This window comes from Paenibacillus sp. GYB006 (genome assembly GCF_036577645.1).
Lineage (GTDB): Bacteria > Bacillota > Bacilli > Paenibacillales > Paenibacillaceae > Paenibacillus.
The window spans coordinates 1-18909 of the sequence record NZ_JARBDA010000006.1 but is presented as its reverse complement, the minus strand read 5'-3'; the positions used below and the strand labels follow the sequence as shown (position 1 = coordinate 18909).

At 42.7% G+C, this 18909-nt stretch carries 21 protein-coding genes, 1 rRNA gene and 1 other annotated feature; all 22 genes read left to right on the top strand.

What is annotated here, in order from left to right; genetic code table 11:
* Window positions 1-7: 7 nt before the first annotated feature.
* Window positions 8-346 (top strand): DUF4321 domain-containing protein, encoded by a 339-nt coding sequence (locus PV403_RS15065; protein WP_404822638.1) that lies wholly within the window; start codon window positions 8-10, stop codon window positions 344-346.
* Between the two features lie 105 nt (window positions 347-451).
* Window positions 452-1069, top strand: a complete 618-nt coding sequence (locus PV403_RS15060; protein ID WP_213535173.1) for a Maf family protein — start codon at window positions 452-454, stop codon at window positions 1067-1069.
* Window positions 1070-1155: 86 nt separating this feature from the next.
* Window positions 1156-1845, top strand: a complete 690-nt coding sequence (gene radC / locus PV403_RS15055) for a RadC family protein (protein ID WP_283771311.1) — start codon at window positions 1156-1158, stop codon at window positions 1843-1845.
* A 153-nt stretch (window positions 1846-1998) separates the two neighbouring features.
* Complete coding sequence (locus tag PV403_RS15050) at window positions 1999-3015, top strand: rod shape-determining protein (RefSeq protein ID WP_160036354.1); 1017 nt, start codon at window positions 1999-2001, stop codon at window positions 3013-3015.
* Between the two features lie 256 nt (window positions 3016-3271).
* Complete coding sequence (mreC, locus tag PV403_RS15045) at window positions 3272-4111, top strand: rod shape-determining protein MreC (protein WP_213535171.1); 840 nt, start codon at window positions 3272-3274, stop codon at window positions 4109-4111.
* Complete coding sequence (gene mreD / locus PV403_RS15040; RefSeq protein ID WP_213535170.1) at window positions 4111-4644, top strand: rod shape-determining protein MreD; 534 nt, start codon at window positions 4111-4113, stop codon at window positions 4642-4644. Before mreC ends, mreD begins: the two co-directional genes overlap by 1 nt.
* 76 nt (window positions 4645-4720) lie before the next feature.
* Window positions 4721-5383 (top strand): septum site-determining protein MinC, encoded by a 663-nt coding sequence (gene minC, locus PV403_RS15035; RefSeq protein ID WP_213535169.1) that lies wholly within the window; start codon window positions 4721-4723, stop codon window positions 5381-5383.
* 5 nt (window positions 5384-5388) lie between these two features.
* Window positions 5389-6183 carry a septum site-determining protein MinD gene (gene minD / locus PV403_RS15030; protein WP_213535168.1) on the top strand — a complete coding sequence of 265 codons (795 nt, stop codon included), beginning with the start codon at window positions 5389-5391 and terminating at the stop codon, window positions 6181-6183.
* Between the two features lie 306 nt (window positions 6184-6489).
* On the top strand, window positions 6490-7386 hold the full coding sequence (locus PV403_RS15025; RefSeq protein WP_213535165.1) for a M23 family metallopeptidase: 897 nt from the start codon (window positions 6490-6492) through the stop codon (window positions 7384-7386).
* Entirely contained in the window at window positions 7379-8233 is an 855-nt protein-coding gene (locus tag PV403_RS15020) for a M50 family metallopeptidase (protein WP_213535164.1), read from the top strand. Before PV403_RS15025 ends, PV403_RS15020 begins: the two co-directional genes overlap by 8 nt.
* Before the next feature lie 67 nt (window positions 8234-8300).
* Window positions 8301-9491 (top strand): Rne/Rng family ribonuclease, encoded by a 1191-nt coding sequence (locus tag PV403_RS15015; RefSeq protein WP_213535163.1) that lies wholly within the window; start codon window positions 8301-8303, stop codon window positions 9489-9491.
* 76 nt (window positions 9492-9567) lie between these two features.
* Window positions 9568-9655 (top strand) — a sequence feature (ribosomal protein L21 leader region).
* A gap of 13 nt (window positions 9656-9668) precedes the next feature.
* Window positions 9669-9980, top strand: a complete 312-nt coding sequence (gene rplU / locus PV403_RS15010) for a 50S ribosomal protein L21 (RefSeq protein WP_160036361.1) — start codon at window positions 9669-9671, stop codon at window positions 9978-9980.
* A 12-nt stretch (window positions 9981-9992) separates the two neighbouring features.
* Window positions 9993-10325, top strand: a complete 333-nt coding sequence (locus tag PV403_RS15005; RefSeq protein ID WP_160036362.1) for a ribosomal-processing cysteine protease Prp — start codon at window positions 9993-9995, stop codon at window positions 10323-10325.
* An 18-nt stretch (window positions 10326-10343) separates the two neighbouring features.
* Entirely contained in the window at window positions 10344-10655 is a 312-nt protein-coding gene (rpmA, locus tag PV403_RS15000) for a 50S ribosomal protein L27 (protein ID WP_191802270.1), read from the top strand.
* Window positions 10656-10801: 146 nt separating this feature from the next.
* Window positions 10802-11545 carry a Spo0B domain-containing protein gene (locus PV403_RS14995; protein ID WP_213535162.1) on the top strand — a complete coding sequence of 248 codons (744 nt, stop codon included), beginning with the start codon at window positions 10802-10804 and terminating at the stop codon, window positions 11543-11545.
* Between the two features lie 13 nt (window positions 11546-11558).
* On the top strand, window positions 11559-12869 hold the full coding sequence (gene obgE / locus PV403_RS14990) for a GTPase ObgE (RefSeq protein WP_213535161.1): 1311 nt from the start codon (window positions 11559-11561) through the stop codon (window positions 12867-12869).
* Window positions 12870-13018: 149 nt separating this feature from the next.
* Window positions 13019-13456, top strand: coding sequence for an ACT domain-containing protein (locus PV403_RS14985; RefSeq protein ID WP_213535160.1), 438 nt, complete (start codon window positions 13019-13021; stop codon window positions 13454-13456).
* 38 nt (window positions 13457-13494) lie between these two features.
* A complete protein-coding gene (locus PV403_RS14980) occupies window positions 13495-14781 on the top strand; it encodes a homoserine dehydrogenase (protein WP_332085158.1) in 1287 nt (428 codons plus the stop codon).
* Between the two features lie 38 nt (window positions 14782-14819).
* Window positions 14820-15782 (top strand): homoserine kinase, encoded by a 963-nt coding sequence (thrB, locus tag PV403_RS14975; RefSeq protein WP_213535157.1) that lies wholly within the window; start codon window positions 14820-14822, stop codon window positions 15780-15782.
* Window positions 15779-16651, top strand: a complete 873-nt coding sequence (gene pheA / locus PV403_RS14970; protein WP_213535155.1) for a prephenate dehydratase — start codon at window positions 15779-15781, stop codon at window positions 16649-16651. The genes thrB and pheA overlap by 4 nt, the downstream gene beginning before the upstream one ends.
* Window positions 16652-16878: 227 nt before the next feature.
* A complete protein-coding gene (locus tag PV403_RS14965) occupies window positions 16879-18465 on the top strand; it encodes a LysM peptidoglycan-binding domain-containing protein (RefSeq protein WP_213535154.1) in 1587 nt (528 codons plus the stop codon).
* 383 nt (window positions 18466-18848) lie between these two features.
* Window positions 18849-18909: ribosomal RNA gene (locus PV403_RS14960) — 16S ribosomal RNA — on the top strand; the annotation flags it as partial.

The window sequence follows — 18909 nt, the reverse complement described above, 5'->3', positions numbered from 1 at the left end:
CCGGGAAATGGAAATACTTCCCCAGGCCGGATTTGTATTTGTACTTACGCGTTGCTTCCCGTATAATAATGAAGGTGTCAAAATATGGCGAGGGAAGAGTACAATGAAAAAAAATTTCGGCATGTTGTTACTGTTTCTGCTCTTGGGTTGGCTAATAGGAGCCTTCATAGCCAAGGGTCTAGAGCAATTCAAGGCTCTTTCTATTCTAACGAATACGACGACAATCAGTTGGTCGCCAAAAGCAAATTTCGACATCATTAGTTATAACCTAAACATTCAATTGAAAATGAGCCTGCTTAGTCTGCTGGGTATGGTGTCAGCAATTTGGCTCTATCGCAAATTGTAAGCAGTATGTTCACTTTGATCATACCTTAGCAGTTTTAAGTCAGTACAGAAAACGATTAAAACAGAGATGCTTATCGCATTATCGGTGAAGTAAGGAGTTATCCCTTTGAAAAAGCAGCAGAACCATCGAATCATTCTAGCCTCAACATCTCCACGTCGACGCGAACTTATTGCTTCACTTAGATTACCATTTGAAGTTGTTCCAAGTCATGCAGATGAGGACACACCAGCAGACTACACACCTGAACAAGTCGTTGAAGAATTAGCGCTTCGAAAGGCAAAGGCGGTCTATGATTCCTACGAATCCAGTATGGAGGGTGCAATAGTCGTTGGGAGCGACACCATTGTCGTAATGGACGGAATGATACTTGGCAAACCGAAGGATGAGGAAGACGCTTTTCGAATGCTAGGTATGCTGCAGAATCGTACTCATGAGGTGTACTCCGGAGTGGCCTGCATATCGGGAGATACAGGGCGGATCATCGTAGACCATCGTAAGACTAAAGTGAAGATGAAAGCACAAACGGATGAAGGAATACGTGCCTACATTGCAACCAAAGAACCATTCGATAAGGCAGGATCCTATGCAATTCAAGGCATTGGTTCCGTTCTGGTTGAATCAATTGAAGGTTGTTATTTTAACGTTGTAGGTTTGCCATTGTCCTTGCTAAGCGAACAGCTTGCGGAGCTTGGTATGCATGTGCTTGCCATAGATGAAACGTAAAATTAGATGTTTTTTTAGATTCAATTAGATCTTATAGATTCAAATGATGGGAAAGTTCTAGGTTTGTTTTTGAAAAGAGGGAAAAGATGAGTTCGCCAGGATACATGTTGCGCGACATCCCCCAAGAACAGCGCCCGAGAGAACGCATGCTTCATCATGGGGCGGGTGCACTGAGTCATGCGGAACTATTAGCTATTTTACTAAGGACAGGAACGAGGCAGGAATCTGCTATACATGTTGCTCAGCGAATTCTGAGTGAGGCAGGCAGTCTTCGCAGTCTTGTTGATTTTAGTATCGAGGAACTGGTACAAATTAAAGGCGTGGGTCCTGCCAAAGCGGTTCAGCTCAAGGCGGGAATTGAACTAGGACAAAGACTGTCTCAGTCAAAGTTGCCTAGTAGTCCTACAATACGAAGTCCTAGAGATGCAGCGGATTTATTGATGGAACAGCTTCGGTATTTGCAGAAAGAGCATTTTGTATGTCTGTTTCTGAACACCAAAAACCATGTTATAGCTCAGGAGACACTCTCGATGGGCAGTCTCAATGCTGCTATTGTTCATCCAAGAGAAGTATTTCGTGCAGCGATCAAATGCAGCAGCGCATCTCTGATTTGTGCACATAACCATCCCAGCGGAGATCCTACTCCAAGTCCGGAAGATATAAAGCTCACAAAGCGTCTTCTTGAGGCAGGAGATATTGTAGGAATTGAGGTTTTGGATCACGTCGTGATCGGTGATGGAAAATTTGTAAGTTTGAAGGAACAAGGGTTCATATAATATAATGTGGTACGTTAACGGTTTATAAGCGGAATAACAGAATACATACCTTGTGTTCTGATCTAGCTATTTATTGAATCGGATCATAAAGTTGCAGTTGCTCATGAAACAAGCAACGTTAATAATGCAGGGAAAAGAAAGGGAGATTACAGCATGTTAGGTGGCTTTACAAAAGATTTGGGAATTGACTTGGGAACGGCGAATACGCTCGTTTATGTCCGCGGAAAAGGAATTGTCGTAAGAGAACCATCCGTAGTAGCTATACGTACAGATACACAAGTCATTGAGGCAGTCGGAGAATCTGCCAAAAAGATGATTGGTCGTACACCAGGGAATATCCGTGCGATTAGACCGATGAAAGATGGCGTTATTGCTGATTTTGATACAACAGCTACAATGATTAAATACTTTATTCGCCAAGCACAAAAACAGCGTTCTTTCTTCCATCGTCATCCGAATGTAATGGTATGTGTACCTTCCGGTATTACTGCTGTTGAACAACGCGCTGTAGAAGATGCAACAAAACAAGCAGGTGCACGTGAAGCTTACACCATTGAAGAGCCATTCGCAGCTGCGATTGGTGCTGATCTCCCGGTATGGGAGCCGACAGGCAGCATGGTTGTTGATATCGGTGGAGGTACTACGGAAGTTGCAGTTATCTCTCTTGGAGGTATTGTTACAAGCCGTTCTGTACGTGTTGCAGGGGATGAGATGGATGAGTCTATCATTCAATACATTAAGCGTCAGTATAACCTGATGATTGGTGAACGTACATCAGAACAGCTCAAAATGGAAGTTGGTTCAGCTCTTCCACTGGATGAAGTAGAGACAATGGAGATTCGTGGTCGTGACCTTGTCACAGGACTGCCTAAGACGATTACCATTACATCTGATGAAATTAGCGAAGCTTTGGCAGACACAGTGGGCTCTATTGTAGAAGCTGTGAAAGTTACACTTGAAAAATGTCCACCAGAACTCGCAGCCGATATTATGGATCGCGGTATTGTTCTAACAGGTGGAGGTGCGCTTCTTCGTAATCTGGACAAGCTTCTTGCTGGTGAAACAGGCATGCCTGTTATTGTAGCTGAGAATCCTCTGGATTGTGTAGCGATTGGTACAGGTAAAGCGCTGGACAATATTCATTTATTCAAATCAAGAAGTAAACGCTAAGCCGCGATAGTTTATACTTTCAGCCCGCTGGCTGCATCCGCCGCGAGCTGAGCCGGTATGGCCGTAGGTGTTGGTGCAATATGGCATCATGCACCATTCATTTTTTATGTTGATGCTACTGTTGGGATCGCAAGAAAGTAGAGAACAGGCCTTTGGCCTCGCTACACTTGCTTTCCCTTTTTAAGTAGTAGACATGATAACGAAATAGGGATGTAAGAGGGTGTTATAACTGTTTAAATGGCTTGGCAACAAAAGATTGTTTATTTTACTTGTTGGTATCATTATTTTTATAGCTCTAATGGGTTTCACTGTGGGGTCAAGAGCAGGACTTTCCTTGCCTGAGAAATTCACCAAAGATATGGTTGGATTTGTTCAGCAAGTTTTTTATAAACCTGCCTCTTATATTTCCGGATTTTTTGAAGATATAGCCAACCTGAAGAGACTTCAGGAAGAAAACGAAATATTGAAAACAAAAGTGGCGCAGTATAAACAGGATTCTGTTAGATATGGTAATCTCGCCGAGACGAATCAAAGGCTTCAGGAAGATTTGAAGTTCACTGAAGAACAGAAGAATAGACATAACTATACACTTCGGACTGCACAAGTCATCAGTGTAAATTCGGATCCTAACAACCGAGTACTGAACATTGACATCGGTGAGAACGCAGGAATTAAAGAAGGAATGGCAGTAACCTCCCTTGATGGACTCGTAGGTACAATTAGTCATGTAAGTAACTTTACTGCGACCGTTACTCTTCTTACAGCACTCGACCCAAGCTCAAGTGATGCAAATGCGATTGCAGCTACCGTCGTAGGCAAAGAGAATAATACATTTGGTATGATTGAAAAATATGATCCGAAAACAGGATACCTGCAAATGACGAAAATTTCGGAAAGTTCTAACATTGAAAAGGAAGATATTATTATGTCTTCTGGAATCATTGAAGGTTTCCCGAAATATATGATTATTGGTGAAGTTATGGATATAGAAGTAAGTGAATATGGGCTGGCACAAGTCGCCTATATTAAGCCTGCAGCAAACTTCACTGACTGGAAGGAAGTATTTGTTGTCATTCCTCCGGAGGTTACTCCATAATGGCAGGCCGGAAGCAGGTACTCATCATTCTGTTGTTCTTCCTCTTTGTGCTGGAAGGTTCGGTCATGCCATGGATTATTCCGGATGCATTGCTGCCTCGGATCGGTTATAACTTAGTGTATATTGCGATCTTGTTTGTGACGGTTTACTATCACAGGCATACGGCACTAGTCCTTGGTATTATTTTCGGGTTGCTGCATGACGTTGTTTTTTATGGACACATGATTGGACCGTATTCTTTTTCCATGGGACTGGCCGCGTATTTACTTGGTCTTATTTTTAAGTCTCAGCGAACGACGATGCCTGTTATGATGATGGTTGTCATTTTAGGTAGTTTATTGTTCGATACGATTTTGTTCTTTATATACAAACTCTTTCAGCTTAATCATGTTTCCTATGACTGGGCGCTTGTAGAATACATGATACCTACGGTATTTATTCATTTTATATTTGCTCTTATTATCTATGTACCTTTGCGTAAACAGCTGGATAAGCTATCTCGACATAGATCACTAAGTAAAGATAAGACGTAATGTTTTTGCATTTTGCAGGGAAAAGAAGGAACTGCTGCGCTTCGGCACGAATGTTTGAGATGGGAGGGACAGGCTTATGACAGTAAAATCGAATCATGTGATGATTAAAGGCATCAAGGATGGCCTGGTTTTTCTGATGGATGACGAGTGTGATTTAGAAGAGCTACTGAGTGAATTGCGATATAAACTGGAACACAGCCATCAAAATATATTGTCTGGTCCCATTATTCATGTCGATGTCAAATTAGGTTCGCGTGTCGTAACTGAAGATCAGAAAGATGCCATTCTTCAAATTTTGAAAAAGAAAGGTAATCTACTGATTCGTTCCATTGAGTCTCCGGATGCTAAGAATGACCCTAACGATGCGAAAGCGATCACGACCATCACCGGAATTATTCGGTCTGGTCAAGTTTTACATCATGAGGGTAACCTTCTATTACTTGGAGACGTAAATCCAGGCGGGACAGTCAGCTGTACGGGTCACATATTTATTATGGGTGCGCTGCGCGGGATGGCTCATGCTGGAAGCACCGGTGATGAAGAAGCGATCATTAGCGCGGCACATTTTGCTCCGACTCAACTGCGAATTGCAGAGGTTATCAGCCGTCCTCCGGACGAATGGGAGAAGCGTGAAGCGGGAATGGAGTTTGCTTACTTGCAGAACGGACAAATGCAGATCGACAAGACGAGTAATATCGTTCGTTTGCACCGTGATTTTAACGCGTTTAAAGGGGTGTAGCATACATGGGAGAGGCGATTGTTGTCACTTCAGGGAAAGGCGGCGTTGGAAAAACAACGACTTCCGCCAACATAGGCACCGCACTTGCCTTACTCGGCAAGAAGGTATGTCTGGTAGATACAGATATCGGACTTCGCAACCTAGATGTTGTTATGGGCCTTGAAAATCGGATTATATATGATCTGGTAGATGTGGCTGAGGGCCGGTGTAGATTAGGTCAAGCTTTAGTCAAAGACAAGCGCTTTGATGAACTATATATGCTTCCTGCTGCACAGACCAAAGATAAAAATTCGATATCCCCCGATCAGGTAAAAGATATCGTGTTAGAACTGAAAAAAGATTTTGAATATGTCATTATCGATTGCCCGGCTGGAATTGAGCAAGGATTCAAAAATGCGATTGCAGGAGCAGATCAGGCGATTGTAGTAACCACTCCGGAGAATGCGGCTGTACGTGATGCGGATAGGGTTATCGGACTGCTTGAAAGTTCGCATGTGAAATCTCCTAAACTCGTGGTCAATCGAATTCGTAATAATATGGTCAAATCAGGCGATATGCTAGATATTGATAGTATTCTTCAAGTGTTAAACATTGACCTTATTGGAATTGTTCCTGATGATGAGCTTGTGATTAGAGCAGCTAACTCAGGTGAACCAACGGTTATGAATCCTGATTCGCAGGCGGCTATGGCGTATCGTAATATAGCAAGACGTATTCTTGGTGATACGGTCCCGCTTATGTTGCTTGAACAGAAAAAAGGTGTGTTTACACGCTTCAAGAAATTTTTTGGGATGGGTTAATTTAATGTATCTGCACAAATGAAACAGCTGAACTTATGTTTAAATGTTTCTTCTGATGTTGTTCATCTTCGTGAGTACTTAAATATCGTGCTGTATTTACGGGATTGGTCTATTTTTGATCGTTCTCGTATTTTTGTCGGCACTGAAATAAATGGAATAAAAGCTAGGTTAGCGAATGATTAAGAGGCATTGGAGCTTATAAGCTCCAGTGCCTTTTTTTGATATAAAAAGAAGGCTTGTTCATATTCATCTGTTCCTGCTCATAAAATCAAATAGTGGAAGTATACCTCACTAGGAGGACTGAGTATGGATATCAAACAAAATATAAAAGAACGAAGAAAAGAACGCATTAGGGAGCTTCTTGAATCCGAGACAAGCCATCTGGAAAAGAATTTGCTGGGGTTAGAATTAACAGGGCAAGGATTGCAGCAGAAACAGCAGCCTATAGAACAGCCGACCGATCGGCTTTACCCATATGAGCGAACAGATCAAGCAGAGGAAGAGCGGGACCCGGAAGTTCTATGGAAACAGGGATACCGAGGCTGGGGAGAACTTCCTGAAGAAACTCCTCCTGTCCGTCCTGGTCGATTTAGGAGAGGGTTTGTAAAAAGGCTTGCAGTCAGTGTGATATTGTTTGGGGCAGTCATGGGGGCATTCAAGTGGGATGTTTCTTTTCTACAGCCAGCCAAACTGTTTATTGCTGACAGTCTCCATCGAGAGATGGATTTTTCTTCTGCTGCTGTGTGGTATACAGATCATTTTGGCGGGGCTCCTTCTTTTCTTCCAATCTTTCAAAATGATGATCCATCCCCGCTGAAAGTTTCCGCCTCGCGCAAATATATGACCCCGATACAGGGGACCATTGCGCAGCCGTTTGCGATTACGATGAAAGGGATTGAGATTGTTCCCGATTCGAATGGGGGAGGAATTCAGCAAGTACAAAGTATGGATGCAGGACGGGTCCTTGAAGTGAGTAGCAGTCCCGAGGTGGGAACTACGGTAGTCATTCAGCACACAGCGACACTTACTGGTATCTATGGTCGTCTGGAAGAAACCAAGTTAACCGTCGGTTCTTGGGTTGAAGAGGGAGATCTCATAGGTCAAATCCCGGCAAGTACTTCGGAACAGGATCAAACTTTCTATTTTGCACTTAAAGAAGGAGACACCTATATTGATCCGACGGAAGTGATATCATTTGATTAATGTGATGGGTGTTCAGCTGTCCATGCATCCGGTATTCGTTCTCCTAATGATGCTGTCCGTTGCCACGGGACAGTTTATTGAACTCATCACTTTATTTGTGATTGTGTTTATTCATGAATTAGGACATGCATCAGCAGCAGCACTTCTCGGTATTCAGGTAAGGTCTATTCAAATACTTCCGTTTGGCGGCGTTGCTGTCATTGAGGACAGAGGTGATTTGACGGCGGCAAAAGAAATCCTCATTTCACTAGCCGGACCTCTTCAGAATGTAATTATGATGGGAGCAGCAGCAGGAATGCTCAGCTTACACTGGTGGGATGGGGAGTTTTTGATTTATTTTATTCAGGCAAATGCAATCATTGCCTTGTTTAATCTTCTACCTATTCTTCCGCTCGATGGAGGGAAAATCGCTCAAGCTTTGATCAGCTTATTTCTTCCTTATTACAAAACACTGATTGTTACTTACAGGCTCAGCATTGTAGCTAGTGTCGTCATGATTATCATCTCGTTGTCTCCATTCTTAATGAAGGAGTCAGGGAAAATAGAGTTAAACATTCTGCTTATGGGATGTTTTTTACTATATTCGGGGATCGAAGATTACCGCAACATACCTTACCGATTTATGCGATTTTTAGTTAATAGGGATAAGTTGTTTGCTTATCATCTATCATCTGCTAGTCTTGCACAGCCAATAATTTCAATACCTGCGAAACCTTTAGATACAATCTTGCGTTTATTTAAGAGAGAGAAATATCATATGATCTATGTCATGAATGCTAGGGGCAAAATCATAGGTGTTCTGCCGGAACAGCGCATTATTGAGTCATATTTCAAGAAAAAGGGGTAATTCACAAAATAAGTGAGCGCGCAATTACTATTATTTTCTTTTTTTAAAAGTCTCTAGAGGTGAAGCCATGAAACAAATGATTGTACACTGCCAACCGAACATAACGCAAATGGCACTTTTGGAGAGAGGCAAGGTAGTTGAGTACGCAGCAGAACGGACAGGGGAACGTGGATTACTCGGTTCTTTTTTTAAAGGACGGGTCGTCAATGTATTACCAGGTATGCAAGCTGCCTTTGTGGATATTGGCCAGAAAAAAAACGCCTTTTTATACATTGATGATGTATTGCACCCGCATTTGGATAAGCAGCCCGAGGTAAAACCTTCGATTACGGAACTGCTTCACGTTGGTCAGGAGATCATCGTGCAGGTCTTCAAAGAACCCGTAGGAGGTAAGGGGCCAAGGGTAACGACACATTACGCACTCCCTGGACGCTATATTGTATACATGCCGCTCGCTGGATACGTCGCTGTTTCCAAAAGAATTGCAAAAGAAAGTGAACGAAACCGGTTAAAGACAATGAGTGAAAAGTGCAGAACAGAGAAAGAGGGCATGATCATTCGCACCGTATCGGAATCGGAAAGTTTAGAATCCATTGATGGCGATTTGATTCAGCTCCGTAAACAATGGGAAAGAATTCAGTTCAAAGCAGAGACGAGTAACGCTCCGCGTTTGCTCCATCGGGACTTAAGTATTGTGCAGCGATTTATACGTGACAGCTATACAGAAGGCGGCGATGAATTTGTCATCGACGATGAGCAGAGAGCTAAAGAGGCTGCAGCATATTTTTTGGAAATGGTGTATAGTGAAATTCCGAAAATTCATGTCTATCACGGGAATCAAACTGTGTTTGACGCTTACGGAGTCCAAGAACAGCTTGAGAAAGATTTTAAGCGGAAAGTTTGGCTGGGCGGTGGAGGGTATGTGGTTATCGATCATACGGAAGCTCTCACCGTAATTGATGTCAATACAGGAAAGTATATTGGTGGACGAAATCTTGAGGAGACGGTAACCGCAACGAACCTCCAAGCCGCAGTGGAGATCGCTAGGCTTATTCGTCTTCGGGATATCGGTGGAATTATTATTATTGATTTTATTGATATGGAGAAGGAAGAAAACCGTAGTAGTGTCTTACAGACACTTGAGGTAGAAATTAAGAAAGATCGAACAAAATCCGTAGTCATCGGATGGACAAGACTTGGTTTACTTGAGTTAACACGCAAAAAAGTAAGAGAAGAAAGCACACTTTTTATCGACTAGAAGGTTTAGAGAAATTATTGATTTTTCTAATTGAATCTGTTACAATCACAAAGTATGTGTTTAGTATTCATTGCTGCACATGCTGCAACCGCTCCGATCAGGTTGAAGTACTACACTCCGTATGGACGTGCAGTCACCTGGATTAGGCGAGTCTGAGACATGAGGAGGTGCAAGCAAATGTACGCAATTATTGAAACTGGTGGTAAACAATACAAAGTTCAAGAAGGCGATGTTCTTTTCATCGAGAAATTGAACGCAGCTGATGGTGAAACTGTAACGTTTGACCGTGTTTTGGCTGTTTCCAGTGAAAATGGTTTGACTGCAGGTACACCGGTAGTAGCCGGCGCAACTGTAACAGCGACTGTTGAAAAACATGGCAAAGGTCAAAAGGTTGTTATCTACAAATACAAACCTAAAAAGAACTACCGTGTAAAACAAGGTCATCGTCAACCTTACACTAAAGTAACAATCGGCAAAATCCAAGCGTAAGAAGGTGGAACAGTGATTACTGTACACATTTTTCGTCTTAGTGATGGCAGTATTCGTGGTTTTTCAGTGAAGGGCCATGCGAATTATGCAAAAGCCGGTGAAGATATTGTATGTGCGGGTGTATCTGCCGTAACCGTGGGTGCCGTAAATTCAATTGAGGCCCTTACAGGTGTTCAACTTGATGCGGAAATGGAGCATGGTTTTCTAAGTGCTTATCTTCCTTCCGGAATTCAAGACAATATCTATCCTCAGGTACAGCTGCTGCTTGAATCACTTGTGGTAATGCTGAATTCGATTGTCGATTCATACGGTGAGTATATTCAGATAAAGCAGCACAATAACTAAAGAAGGAGGTAGACTACAATGTTAAAATTGGATCTTCAGTTATTCGCATCCAAAAAAGGGGTAGGTTCCACAAAGAACGGTCGTGATTCCCAGTCTAAACGTCTTGGTGTTAAACGTGCAGACGGTCAGACAGTTAGTGGTGGTAGCATCCTTGTTCGTCAACGTGGAACGAAAATTCATCCAGGTACGAACGTAGGTATCGGTAAAGATGATACTTTGTTTGCGAAAGTGGAAGGCGTTGTTAAATTTGAACGTTTGGGCCGCGATCGCAAAAAAGTGAGCGTCTACCCTGTTGATGTTGCTCCTGTAGCAGCTGCAGTAGAAGCGTAATAAGGCATTTAAGCCTAAGGAGCCTTCGGCATGTTTGCCGAAGGCTTTTTTTATACCGTGTAACTGTCTGGTAACATTGTGTGTGATATACTGCCTGTATAGCCTGAAGATCAAGGCTAACAAGATTTGATGAACGGGGAGAAGTTATGAATTCCTGGAAAAAAGTTCCCTATGCGGCCTTAACCTCAATTCTAATTCCGTTAGTAGTGGTAATCATCTCGAAGAGTTTGATTTCGTGTTTGTTGCTTAGCATATGGATCATTGGCGTCTTTGTATTCATTTGTAAAAGGATGGACAAACAACTAGAGGAACAGCGCAGGCATATTACACAGAGGATGGAGAATGCTGCCATAGCAACATTAAACCATCACAGACATGACTGGATGAATGATCTGCAAGTATTGTATGGATATATTCGTTTAGGTAAAGCTGATAAATCGATACAAGTTGTGGAAAGAATAAAAGAGAGAACTACGGAAGAAAGTAAAATCTCCAAGCTCGGCATATCTTCTCTTGTTTTTTATTTGCAATCGTACAGAACGAGTGGCAGCTCACTAGAGCTTCATATTGAAGTTGAAGAAGGCTTGCGACTGGACACCTTGATTTCTCCCGAGGACGGTGAGATATTGACAGGGGCGATTGCAGATACGGTCAGAGCTTATCAATTCAGTAGCCGATCGTCTTGGGGAGAGATCCGCAAGCTGATGATACTTTTTCATCAGGATCAAGGTGATATCATCGTGCGTTTCGAAGGAGAGAAGGTATCGCCTGAGACCGAAGCGTGGAGTAATTTGTTTACTATAAAGCAAGGTATTAAAGTAAAAGTCAAAGCGGAACAGACAACGGAAGAGCATGCATTATTTCAGTTTCGTGTGACTTGCGGTATATGAGGAAGGAGCAGTTATGTTTGTAGATAAAGCGAAGATATATGTAAAAGGCGGCGATGGAGGAGACGGTCTTGTCTCTTTTAGACGTGAGAAGTATGTACCAGAGGGCGGACCTGCAGGCGGCGATGGAGGAAGAGGCGGCAGTGTTATTTTCCGGGTTGATGAAGGTCTTAGAACACTCATGGACTTTCGTTATCAGCGTCATTTCAAAGCGAAACGCGGAGAAAAAGGCCGTAACAAAAGTCAGCACGGTGCCAATGCAGAAGATATGATTGTTCGAATTCCTCCAGGTACGGTTGTGACGGATGAAGATACCGGGGAAATACTCGCAGACCTGACGCGTCATGGTCAGCAAGTCGTGATTGCTCGCGGGGGCCGCGGAGGACGGGGGAATATCCGTTTTGCAACGCCTAAGAATCCAGCTCCAGAACTTGCGGAGAATGGTGAAGAGGGCGAGGAGCGTTATATTGTTCTAGAGATGAAAGTAATGGCAGATGTAGGGCTGGTAGGATTTCCAAGTGTCGGCAAATCCACTCTGCTGTCCGTCGTTTCTGGAGCAAAACCCAAAATCGGAGCATATCATTTTACAACAATTACACCGAATTTAGGTGTGGTTGAAGTAGGAGAAGGACGCAGCTTCGTTATGGCAGATTTGCCTGGTCTAATTGAAGGAGCGAGTGAAGGAGTCGGCCTGGGTCACGAATTTTTAAGACATGTCGAGCGAACTCGCGTCATTATTCATGTCGTGGATATGAGTGGTTCCGAAGGAAGAGATCCTTTTGAAGATTGGGTCAAAATTAATGATGAGCTGCGTCAATATAATGAAAAACTGATGTCGAGACCGCAAATTGTCGCGGCTAACAAGATGGACATGCCTGAATCGGAAGAGAACCTTGCTGCCTTTACGAAGAAAGTCAAAGAAGTTCGTCCAGAGATAGAGATCTTACCGATCTCATCCTTAACAAGACAAGGAATCAAAGAACTTCTCTATAAAGCAGCGGATCTTTTGGATTCTATTCCAGAAGAAATGGTTGTGGAAGAAGTTGCTGAGGTGAATGAGCGTAAAGTCTACAAACTTGAAAAAGCGGAAGATGAAGGGTTTACCATTGTCCGTGAAAATGAGATGTTTGTTGTACACAGTGCTAAAATTGAGCGTATGATGAAACGAATGCAGCTGAATTCACATGAGGCCATTATGAAGTTGGCTCGTACTCTCCGTTATATGGGAGTAGATGACGAGCTTCGTAAACGTGGTGCGAAAGATGGTACGATTGTTCGTATTTCTGATTTTGAATTTGAGTTTGTTGAGAGCAGCAGTTACTTTTAACCAACGCTAGAAAGACATAATAAAGCGGATATCCTCTAAAGGGTATCCGTTTTTTTACTATCTACATTCCATCTGTCTATTGCCCTTTTCGTTACTATCCTATATAATGTCCACTATGTGAATACAATAGTCTTTGAGGAGAGGACGTTTTGAAAGAGCGTTACTACTTAGTTAGGGAAGATATTTTACCAGAAGCTGTCGTAAAGACGATGCAAGTTAAGCAGCTGCTTGCGACAGGTGAAGTGAAAACAGTGCATGAGGCAGCCGAGCGGGTAGGTCTTAGCCGGAGTGCATTTTACAAATATAAGGATGGAATTCATCTCGTTAATCAGCTAGAGAAAGAAAGGATTGTCACCATTTCTATTGACTTGGAGCATGAATCAGGTATGCTTTCTCAAGTACTGTCTTTAGTGGCAGCATGTGGGGGAAATGTACTTACGATACATCAAAGTCTTCCGCTTCAAGGAAGGGCGAATGTCGTAATCTCTGTGGAAATCTCGCATGTAACTGAAGAAATCGGCGAAATGTTGGACCAACTTGAAAATTTGCATGGAGTGAAACGTACAAGACTAATCGGCCAGGGTTAGAGGAGAAACACTAAATCGTACATTAGGGGATGAATGATATGAAACCAATTAAAGTAGGTTTGCTGGGTTTAGGGACTGTAGGAACTGGTGTGGTTCGCATCGTGGAAGGGAATCAGGAGGATCTGAGCAGTCAGGTTGGTTCACCGATTGTGATCGAGAAGATTGCTGTCAAAAATACAGAAAAAGCCCGTAATATCAATGTCGATTCCGATAAATTAACAGAAGATCCCTGGGAAGTGATTCGTCATCCGGATATTGACGTCATAGTGGAAGTCATGGGCGGAGTGGATCAAACTAAAGAATATATTTTAGAAGCCCTTGAGCGAGGAAAGCATATTGTAACCGCTAATAAAGATCTTATGGCACTTTATGGTTCGGAAATCTTAGCCAAAGCAGCAGAAAAACGTTGCGACGTATATTATGAGGCTAGTGTAGCTGGCGGAATACCAATCATTCGTACGTTAATTGAAGGATTCTCCTCTGATCGTATTACTAAAATTATGGGAATAGTGAATGGAACAACCAATTATATTTTGACAAAAATGAGCCAAGAAGGCGTTTCTTATGAGGAAGTATTAAAAGAAGCACAGGACCTTGGATATGCAGAAGCAGATCCAACTTCTGATGTAGAAGGTCTTGATGCAGCACGCAAGATGGCGATTCTGGCTACACTAGGGTTCCATACGAATGTGGAACTTCGCGACGTATCCGTCTGCGGAATTTCTTCTGTTACAAAAGAGGATATCAGTTATGCACGGCGTCTTGGTTATGAAATGAAGCTGCTTGGTATTGCAGAGCGTCAAGACGACCAAATCGCGATTAGTGTTCAACCGACTATGGTGAAGAAACAGCATCCGATTGCTTCAGTCAATGGAGTGTTCAATGCCGTTTATGTGCATGGAGAAGCTGTTGGAGAGACCATGTTTTACGGAGCAGGAGCAGGAGAAATGCCTACAGCTACTTCTGTTGTAGCTGACCTCGTGTCGATTATCCGTAACATGAGGCTTGGTGTCAGCGGACTGAAAGCAATTGCTCCTTACAAAGAGAAGAGACTGATTAGCGATGAAGAAATTAAGTATAAATATTTCATTTTGCTTCATGTGGACGATAAGGCAGGCGTTCTCGCTCAGATCACTCAAATATTTGCGGAATATAACGTGAGTCTTGCATCGGTCGTACAACAGCCAAATGAACTTAATCCGGATGCAGAGATTATTATCGTGACACATGATGCAAGTAAAGCCAATATGGAGAAAGTACAAAAGCATTTTGAATCGCTTGATGTAATTCGTAAAGTAAAAAGCGTGTACCGCGTAGAAGGCTGAACTCATTAATGGATGACTTGGAAGGGGAATTACTAGTTATGAACAACATCGTAAGAGTGAAGGTCCCGGCCAGCACAGCGAATCTTGGCCCAGGCTTTGATTCTTTGGGAATGGCACTCACCTTGTATTCCTATATAGAGATGCAGCAAGCGGAAGAGACTTGTATCGCTTTGCATGGTGAACACCTGGACGGAATTCCGACGGATAAATCAAACCTAATATATAAAGTAGCACAGCGTGTATTTGAAGAAGCAGGAGTAGAAATTCCGGAACTTTCTATATCTATGTATTCTGAGGTCCCGCTTACACGCGGGCTTGGAAGCAGTGCTTCTGCTATTATCGGCGCCCTTGTAGCTGCAAATGAACTTATTGGCTCTCCTTTATCAAAGGATCGGTTATTTACGTTAGCTACGCAAATAGAGAAACATCCCGACAATGTCGGTGCCTCGCTATTCGGTGGTTTTGTTGCTACAGCTTGGGATGGGGACAATGCTCATTATGTGAAGATTGATCCTCCAAAAGAATTAGAAATTCTAGCAGTGATTCCGCGTTTTCAGCTATCAACAACCAAAGCGCGTGAAGCATTACCCAAAGTTCTTTCCCTTCAGGATGCGGTCTATAACATTAGCAGATCTTCTCTTTTAGTTGGAGCAGTGGCTGCTGGGCGCTATGATTTGCTCGCTTCTGCAATGAGGGATAGGATTCATCAGCCTTATCGTGCAGAACTTGTGCCTGGAATGGCAGAAATTTTGGAACAAGCCCCTCTTAGAGGTGCACTTGGAGCATCGCTTAGTGGAGCAGGACCTACGGTGCTTGCTCTTGTGCATAAGGAGGAAGCTCGGAAGCACGAACTCGAGAACTATATGCTGCAAACGATGAATTCTCATGGTCTTGAGGCAGATACACTATGGCTCCAACCGGATCAAAACGGTGTGCAAATAATAACAAAAATGCACACGGACTCATTTTTGGACATGTTAAAAGGGGAAGTTAAAGCATGAAACGAGTTGCATTATTGCCAGAAGGCACAGTATCCCATGAAGCGCTCGATTTTTTGTTTGGGGACGAGCCCTATGAAGGATATCATTACAAATTGATCTCTGATGTATTTCGGTCCACAGACCGGGGGAATAGTAATTACAGTGTTATCCCGGTGGAGAACACAATAGACGGTTCTGTAAGTTTACATATGGATTGGATGATACATGAAGTGGATATTCCCATGCAATGTGAGTGGGTATACCCTTCTATACAGAATTTGATTGGGGATCAATCCGAGTTTATGAATGACAGAGATGAGATTGACTTCACACGTATTCAAAAAATCATGTCTCATCCCGTAGCAATCCCGCAATGTCTGCAATTTATCCGTACCTATGCACCTCAAGCAGAACTTGAGAGCGTCGGAAGTACGGCTGAAGCAGCGGAGATTGTGAAGAGAAATCCTGGAAAAGGCTGGGTGGCCATTGCTACGCGTCTTGCAGCGCAAAAGCACGGTCTTGATCTAATGGCTGAGCGGGTTACAGATCATGATAATAACTATACTCGGTTTGTGCTGATTGGGCATGATCCTATTCGGTTGGATAGAGAAGCCGATCATATGAAAACCAGTATTTTAGTTACTTCTCCAGAGGATTTCGCAGGGGCGCTTCATCAGGTCTTATCCGCATTTGCTTGGCGCAAATTAAATTTATCACGGATCGAATCCAGACCTACGAAAAAAAGATTGGGTAATTATCATTTTTATATTGATGTACTGGAATCAGTAGATTCTGCATTACTTCCAGCTGCTTTTGCGGAAATCGAGGCGCTCGGTTGCCAAGTGCGTGTACTTGGCTCCTACCCTTGTTACATATACAGGGAAGAATAATTCGGGGTGCAGCCACTTTCTGCATCTCATTAAAAACAGAAGAATGTGTAATTATGTTATATAGCCGCGTTAAACCTCATTTAGCAACGATCTCCCAAGAGGGATTTTTGCTGAATGAGGTTTTTTTTGCGAGAAGTGATGTCAATGTGAAAAGTCCTGCATAGGATGAGAGTAACGAAAGAAAGGGCGAATGTCATGCCTGAAGATTGTAAGGAGGTTATGAACCTGTGAGAATACACATCGTAAAAGAAGGAGATACCCTTTATTTCTTGTCCAAGAAATATAACGTATCGTTAGAGAAAATTATCAGTGCGAACCCGGAAATTGCAAACCCCAATCAACTGACCATTGGTATGAAGGTGAAAATTCCTTCTGCCCCAGTTACGACACATCCGGGTGGATCGATTCTGCATCAGCACAAGGTAGTTCAAGGAGATTCATTATGGAAGCTTTCTAAAGCCTGGGGCGTTTCGCTTCAAGATATGATTGCTTCAAATCCACAGTTAAAGAATCCAAACGCACTGATTGTCGGAGAAACTGTGTTTATTCCATCTGGATCTAGCAGTACACCGAAAGTTACAACAACAGAAATTTTGCAAGAGGGGACTCCGGCCCCACCAGCAACCGGCATCCAAGCGCATACAGGGAAAAAGAATACCGCTCCTATGCCCAATTATCCGCAACTTCCAGAACTTCCAGAGATGCCGGAAATGCCTGTGCTGCCAAAAGCCGAAATAACAAAGCCGAAGCCTCCGAAAGCGGAGATCACTAAACCAAAACCGATTCCGCCAAAAGAGGAAATGACAAAGCCGAAACCAAAACCAGAACCACCAAAAGAAGAAGTTAAAAAACCAATTGAACCTGCTCCTAAACCAGAAGTGAAACCAATAGCTCCTCCACCTTCCAAGCCACTGCCTCTACCCGTACCTAAACCAGAGATGATCAAACCAACACCACTGCCTGTTCCAATACCGCCAATGAAAAAACCAGAGTACGAACCTAAGAAGGAAGAGTATTATTCTAAAAAAGAGGATTGCAACAACGAGTACATGAATCCTTATCAATACCCAGCGTATGATAAAGAAATGTACGGGGGGAATGCAGGATACCAAGGATACCAAAACCCGTATCAACAACCAATGGGATATGTAAATGATAAAAAGCAAGCTTATCCTCAGCCAATGCCGTATACCCAGCAGCCGCAGAGTGTCCAGAATACGTCTTATCAGTCAGGAAAAAGTGGAGAGGTAAGTCAGCAACCACATACCACTTATGAACATGGCGGTTACATTGTAAATTATGCTCTTGTTGATGTTCCTTCATATGGAGGAGATTGCGGATGCGGTCATGCTAAACCATTACCATATAGTTATATGCAAGCAGAAGCGGACTGGAAAGCGGCAACAGCCCAAAATGCTCAGCCTATGCTACATCCACAAGCCTACGGTCACAACCCGCAGTACACGAATTACTTCAGACCGACTGAATACGGAGTTCAGCCGCCCTATTATAATCCTAATTACCAGAATAATTATGAGCAGACGTCTTTCCAAGCAGAGACGATCCAAACTAGTGGCCAAAACGGTGCTGAGTTGCAACAGGAACCATTTGTCGATTTAAACGGACTCAATCAGCTCCCTATATTAGAAGAAGAGAAGGCGATACAGAAAAACAAAGCTGTTAGTAAATCTAATAAAGTGAAAAAAGCGGCAGTATCATCGAATAAACGGAATAAAGCACCAAGCAATAATAGTCAAGCATCAAGACAAGGTAGAGCACGTAAAGAACGGAGAAACCCATGGATTAAACGATAAGAGCCTCAGGAGAAAAGTGGAATTATTCCGCTTTTCTTTTTTTTTATAAAAAAGGGTTGCGTAATTGAAATATCCATGATATATTATAAGTCCTGTCACCGACAGGCGGGAATAAAGAGTAATAGTTTACTAGATTGAAAGAAAAACAAAATCAAAAAAACTATTGACAAGCTTCCTGAGACATGATATTATATAAGAGTTGCTGATGACGAAAGTTGTTAGCGAGATTGATCTTTGAAAACTGAACAACGAGAAGTTTTACGTAAGTAAAACTTATGAGTGAATTAATACAAATTCAATTTGTTGGTCATAACAAGTTGAATAGAGAACTTTAAGTTCTCGTCAGCATTTTCTAAATGAGCTTATCGCTCTTTTCAATAACTTTATTGGAGAGTTTGATCCTGGCTCAGGACGAACGCTGGCGGCGTGCCTAATACATGCAAG

Bases quoted from the DNA above. Each gene is read 5' to 3' on its own strand.
- thrB (WP_213535157.1), top strand. From the start codon at position 14,820: ATGAACAACATCGTAAGAGTGAAGGTCCCGGCCAGCACAGCGAATCTT.
- rpmA (WP_191802270.1), top strand. From the start codon at position 10,344: ATGTTAAAATTGGATCTTCAGTTATTCGCATCCAAAAAAGGGGTAGGT.
- rplU (WP_160036361.1), top strand. From the start codon at position 9,669: ATGTACGCAATTATTGAAACTGGTGGTAAACAATACAAAGTTCAAGAA.
- PV403_RS14980 (WP_332085158.1), top strand. From the start codon at position 13,495: ATGAAACCAATTAAAGTAGGTTTGCTGGGTTTAGGGACTGTAGGAACT.
- PV403_RS15015 (WP_213535163.1), top strand. From the start codon at position 8,301: ATGAAACAAATGATTGTACACTGCCAACCGAACATAACGCAAATGGCA.
- PV403_RS15025 (WP_213535165.1), top strand. From the start codon at position 6,490: ATGGATATCAAACAAAATATAAAAGAACGAAGAAAAGAACGCATTAGG.
- pheA (WP_213535155.1), top strand. From the start codon at position 15,779: ATGAAACGAGTTGCATTATTGCCAGAAGGCACAGTATCCCATGAAGCG.
- mreD (WP_213535170.1), top strand. From the start codon at position 4,111: ATGGCAGGCCGGAAGCAGGTACTCATCATTCTGTTGTTCTTCCTCTTT.
- minD (WP_213535168.1), top strand. From the start codon at position 5,389: ATGGGAGAGGCGATTGTTGTCACTTCAGGGAAAGGCGGCGTTGGAAAA.
- PV403_RS15065 (WP_404822638.1), top strand. From the start codon at position 8: ATGGAAATACTTCCCCAGGCCGGATTTGTATTTGTACTTACGCGTTGC.
- minC (WP_213535169.1), top strand. From the start codon at position 4,721: ATGACAGTAAAATCGAATCATGTGATGATTAAAGGCATCAAGGATGGC.
- obgE (WP_213535161.1), top strand. From the start codon at position 11,559: ATGTTTGTAGATAAAGCGAAGATATATGTAAAAGGCGGCGATGGAGGA.
- PV403_RS15050 (WP_160036354.1), top strand. From the start codon at position 1,999: ATGTTAGGTGGCTTTACAAAAGATTTGGGAATTGACTTGGGAACGGCG.
- PV403_RS14995 (WP_213535162.1), top strand. From the start codon at position 10,802: ATGAATTCCTGGAAAAAAGTTCCCTATGCGGCCTTAACCTCAATTCTA.
- radC (WP_283771311.1), top strand. From the start codon at position 1,156: ATGAGTTCGCCAGGATACATGTTGCGCGACATCCCCCAAGAACAGCGC.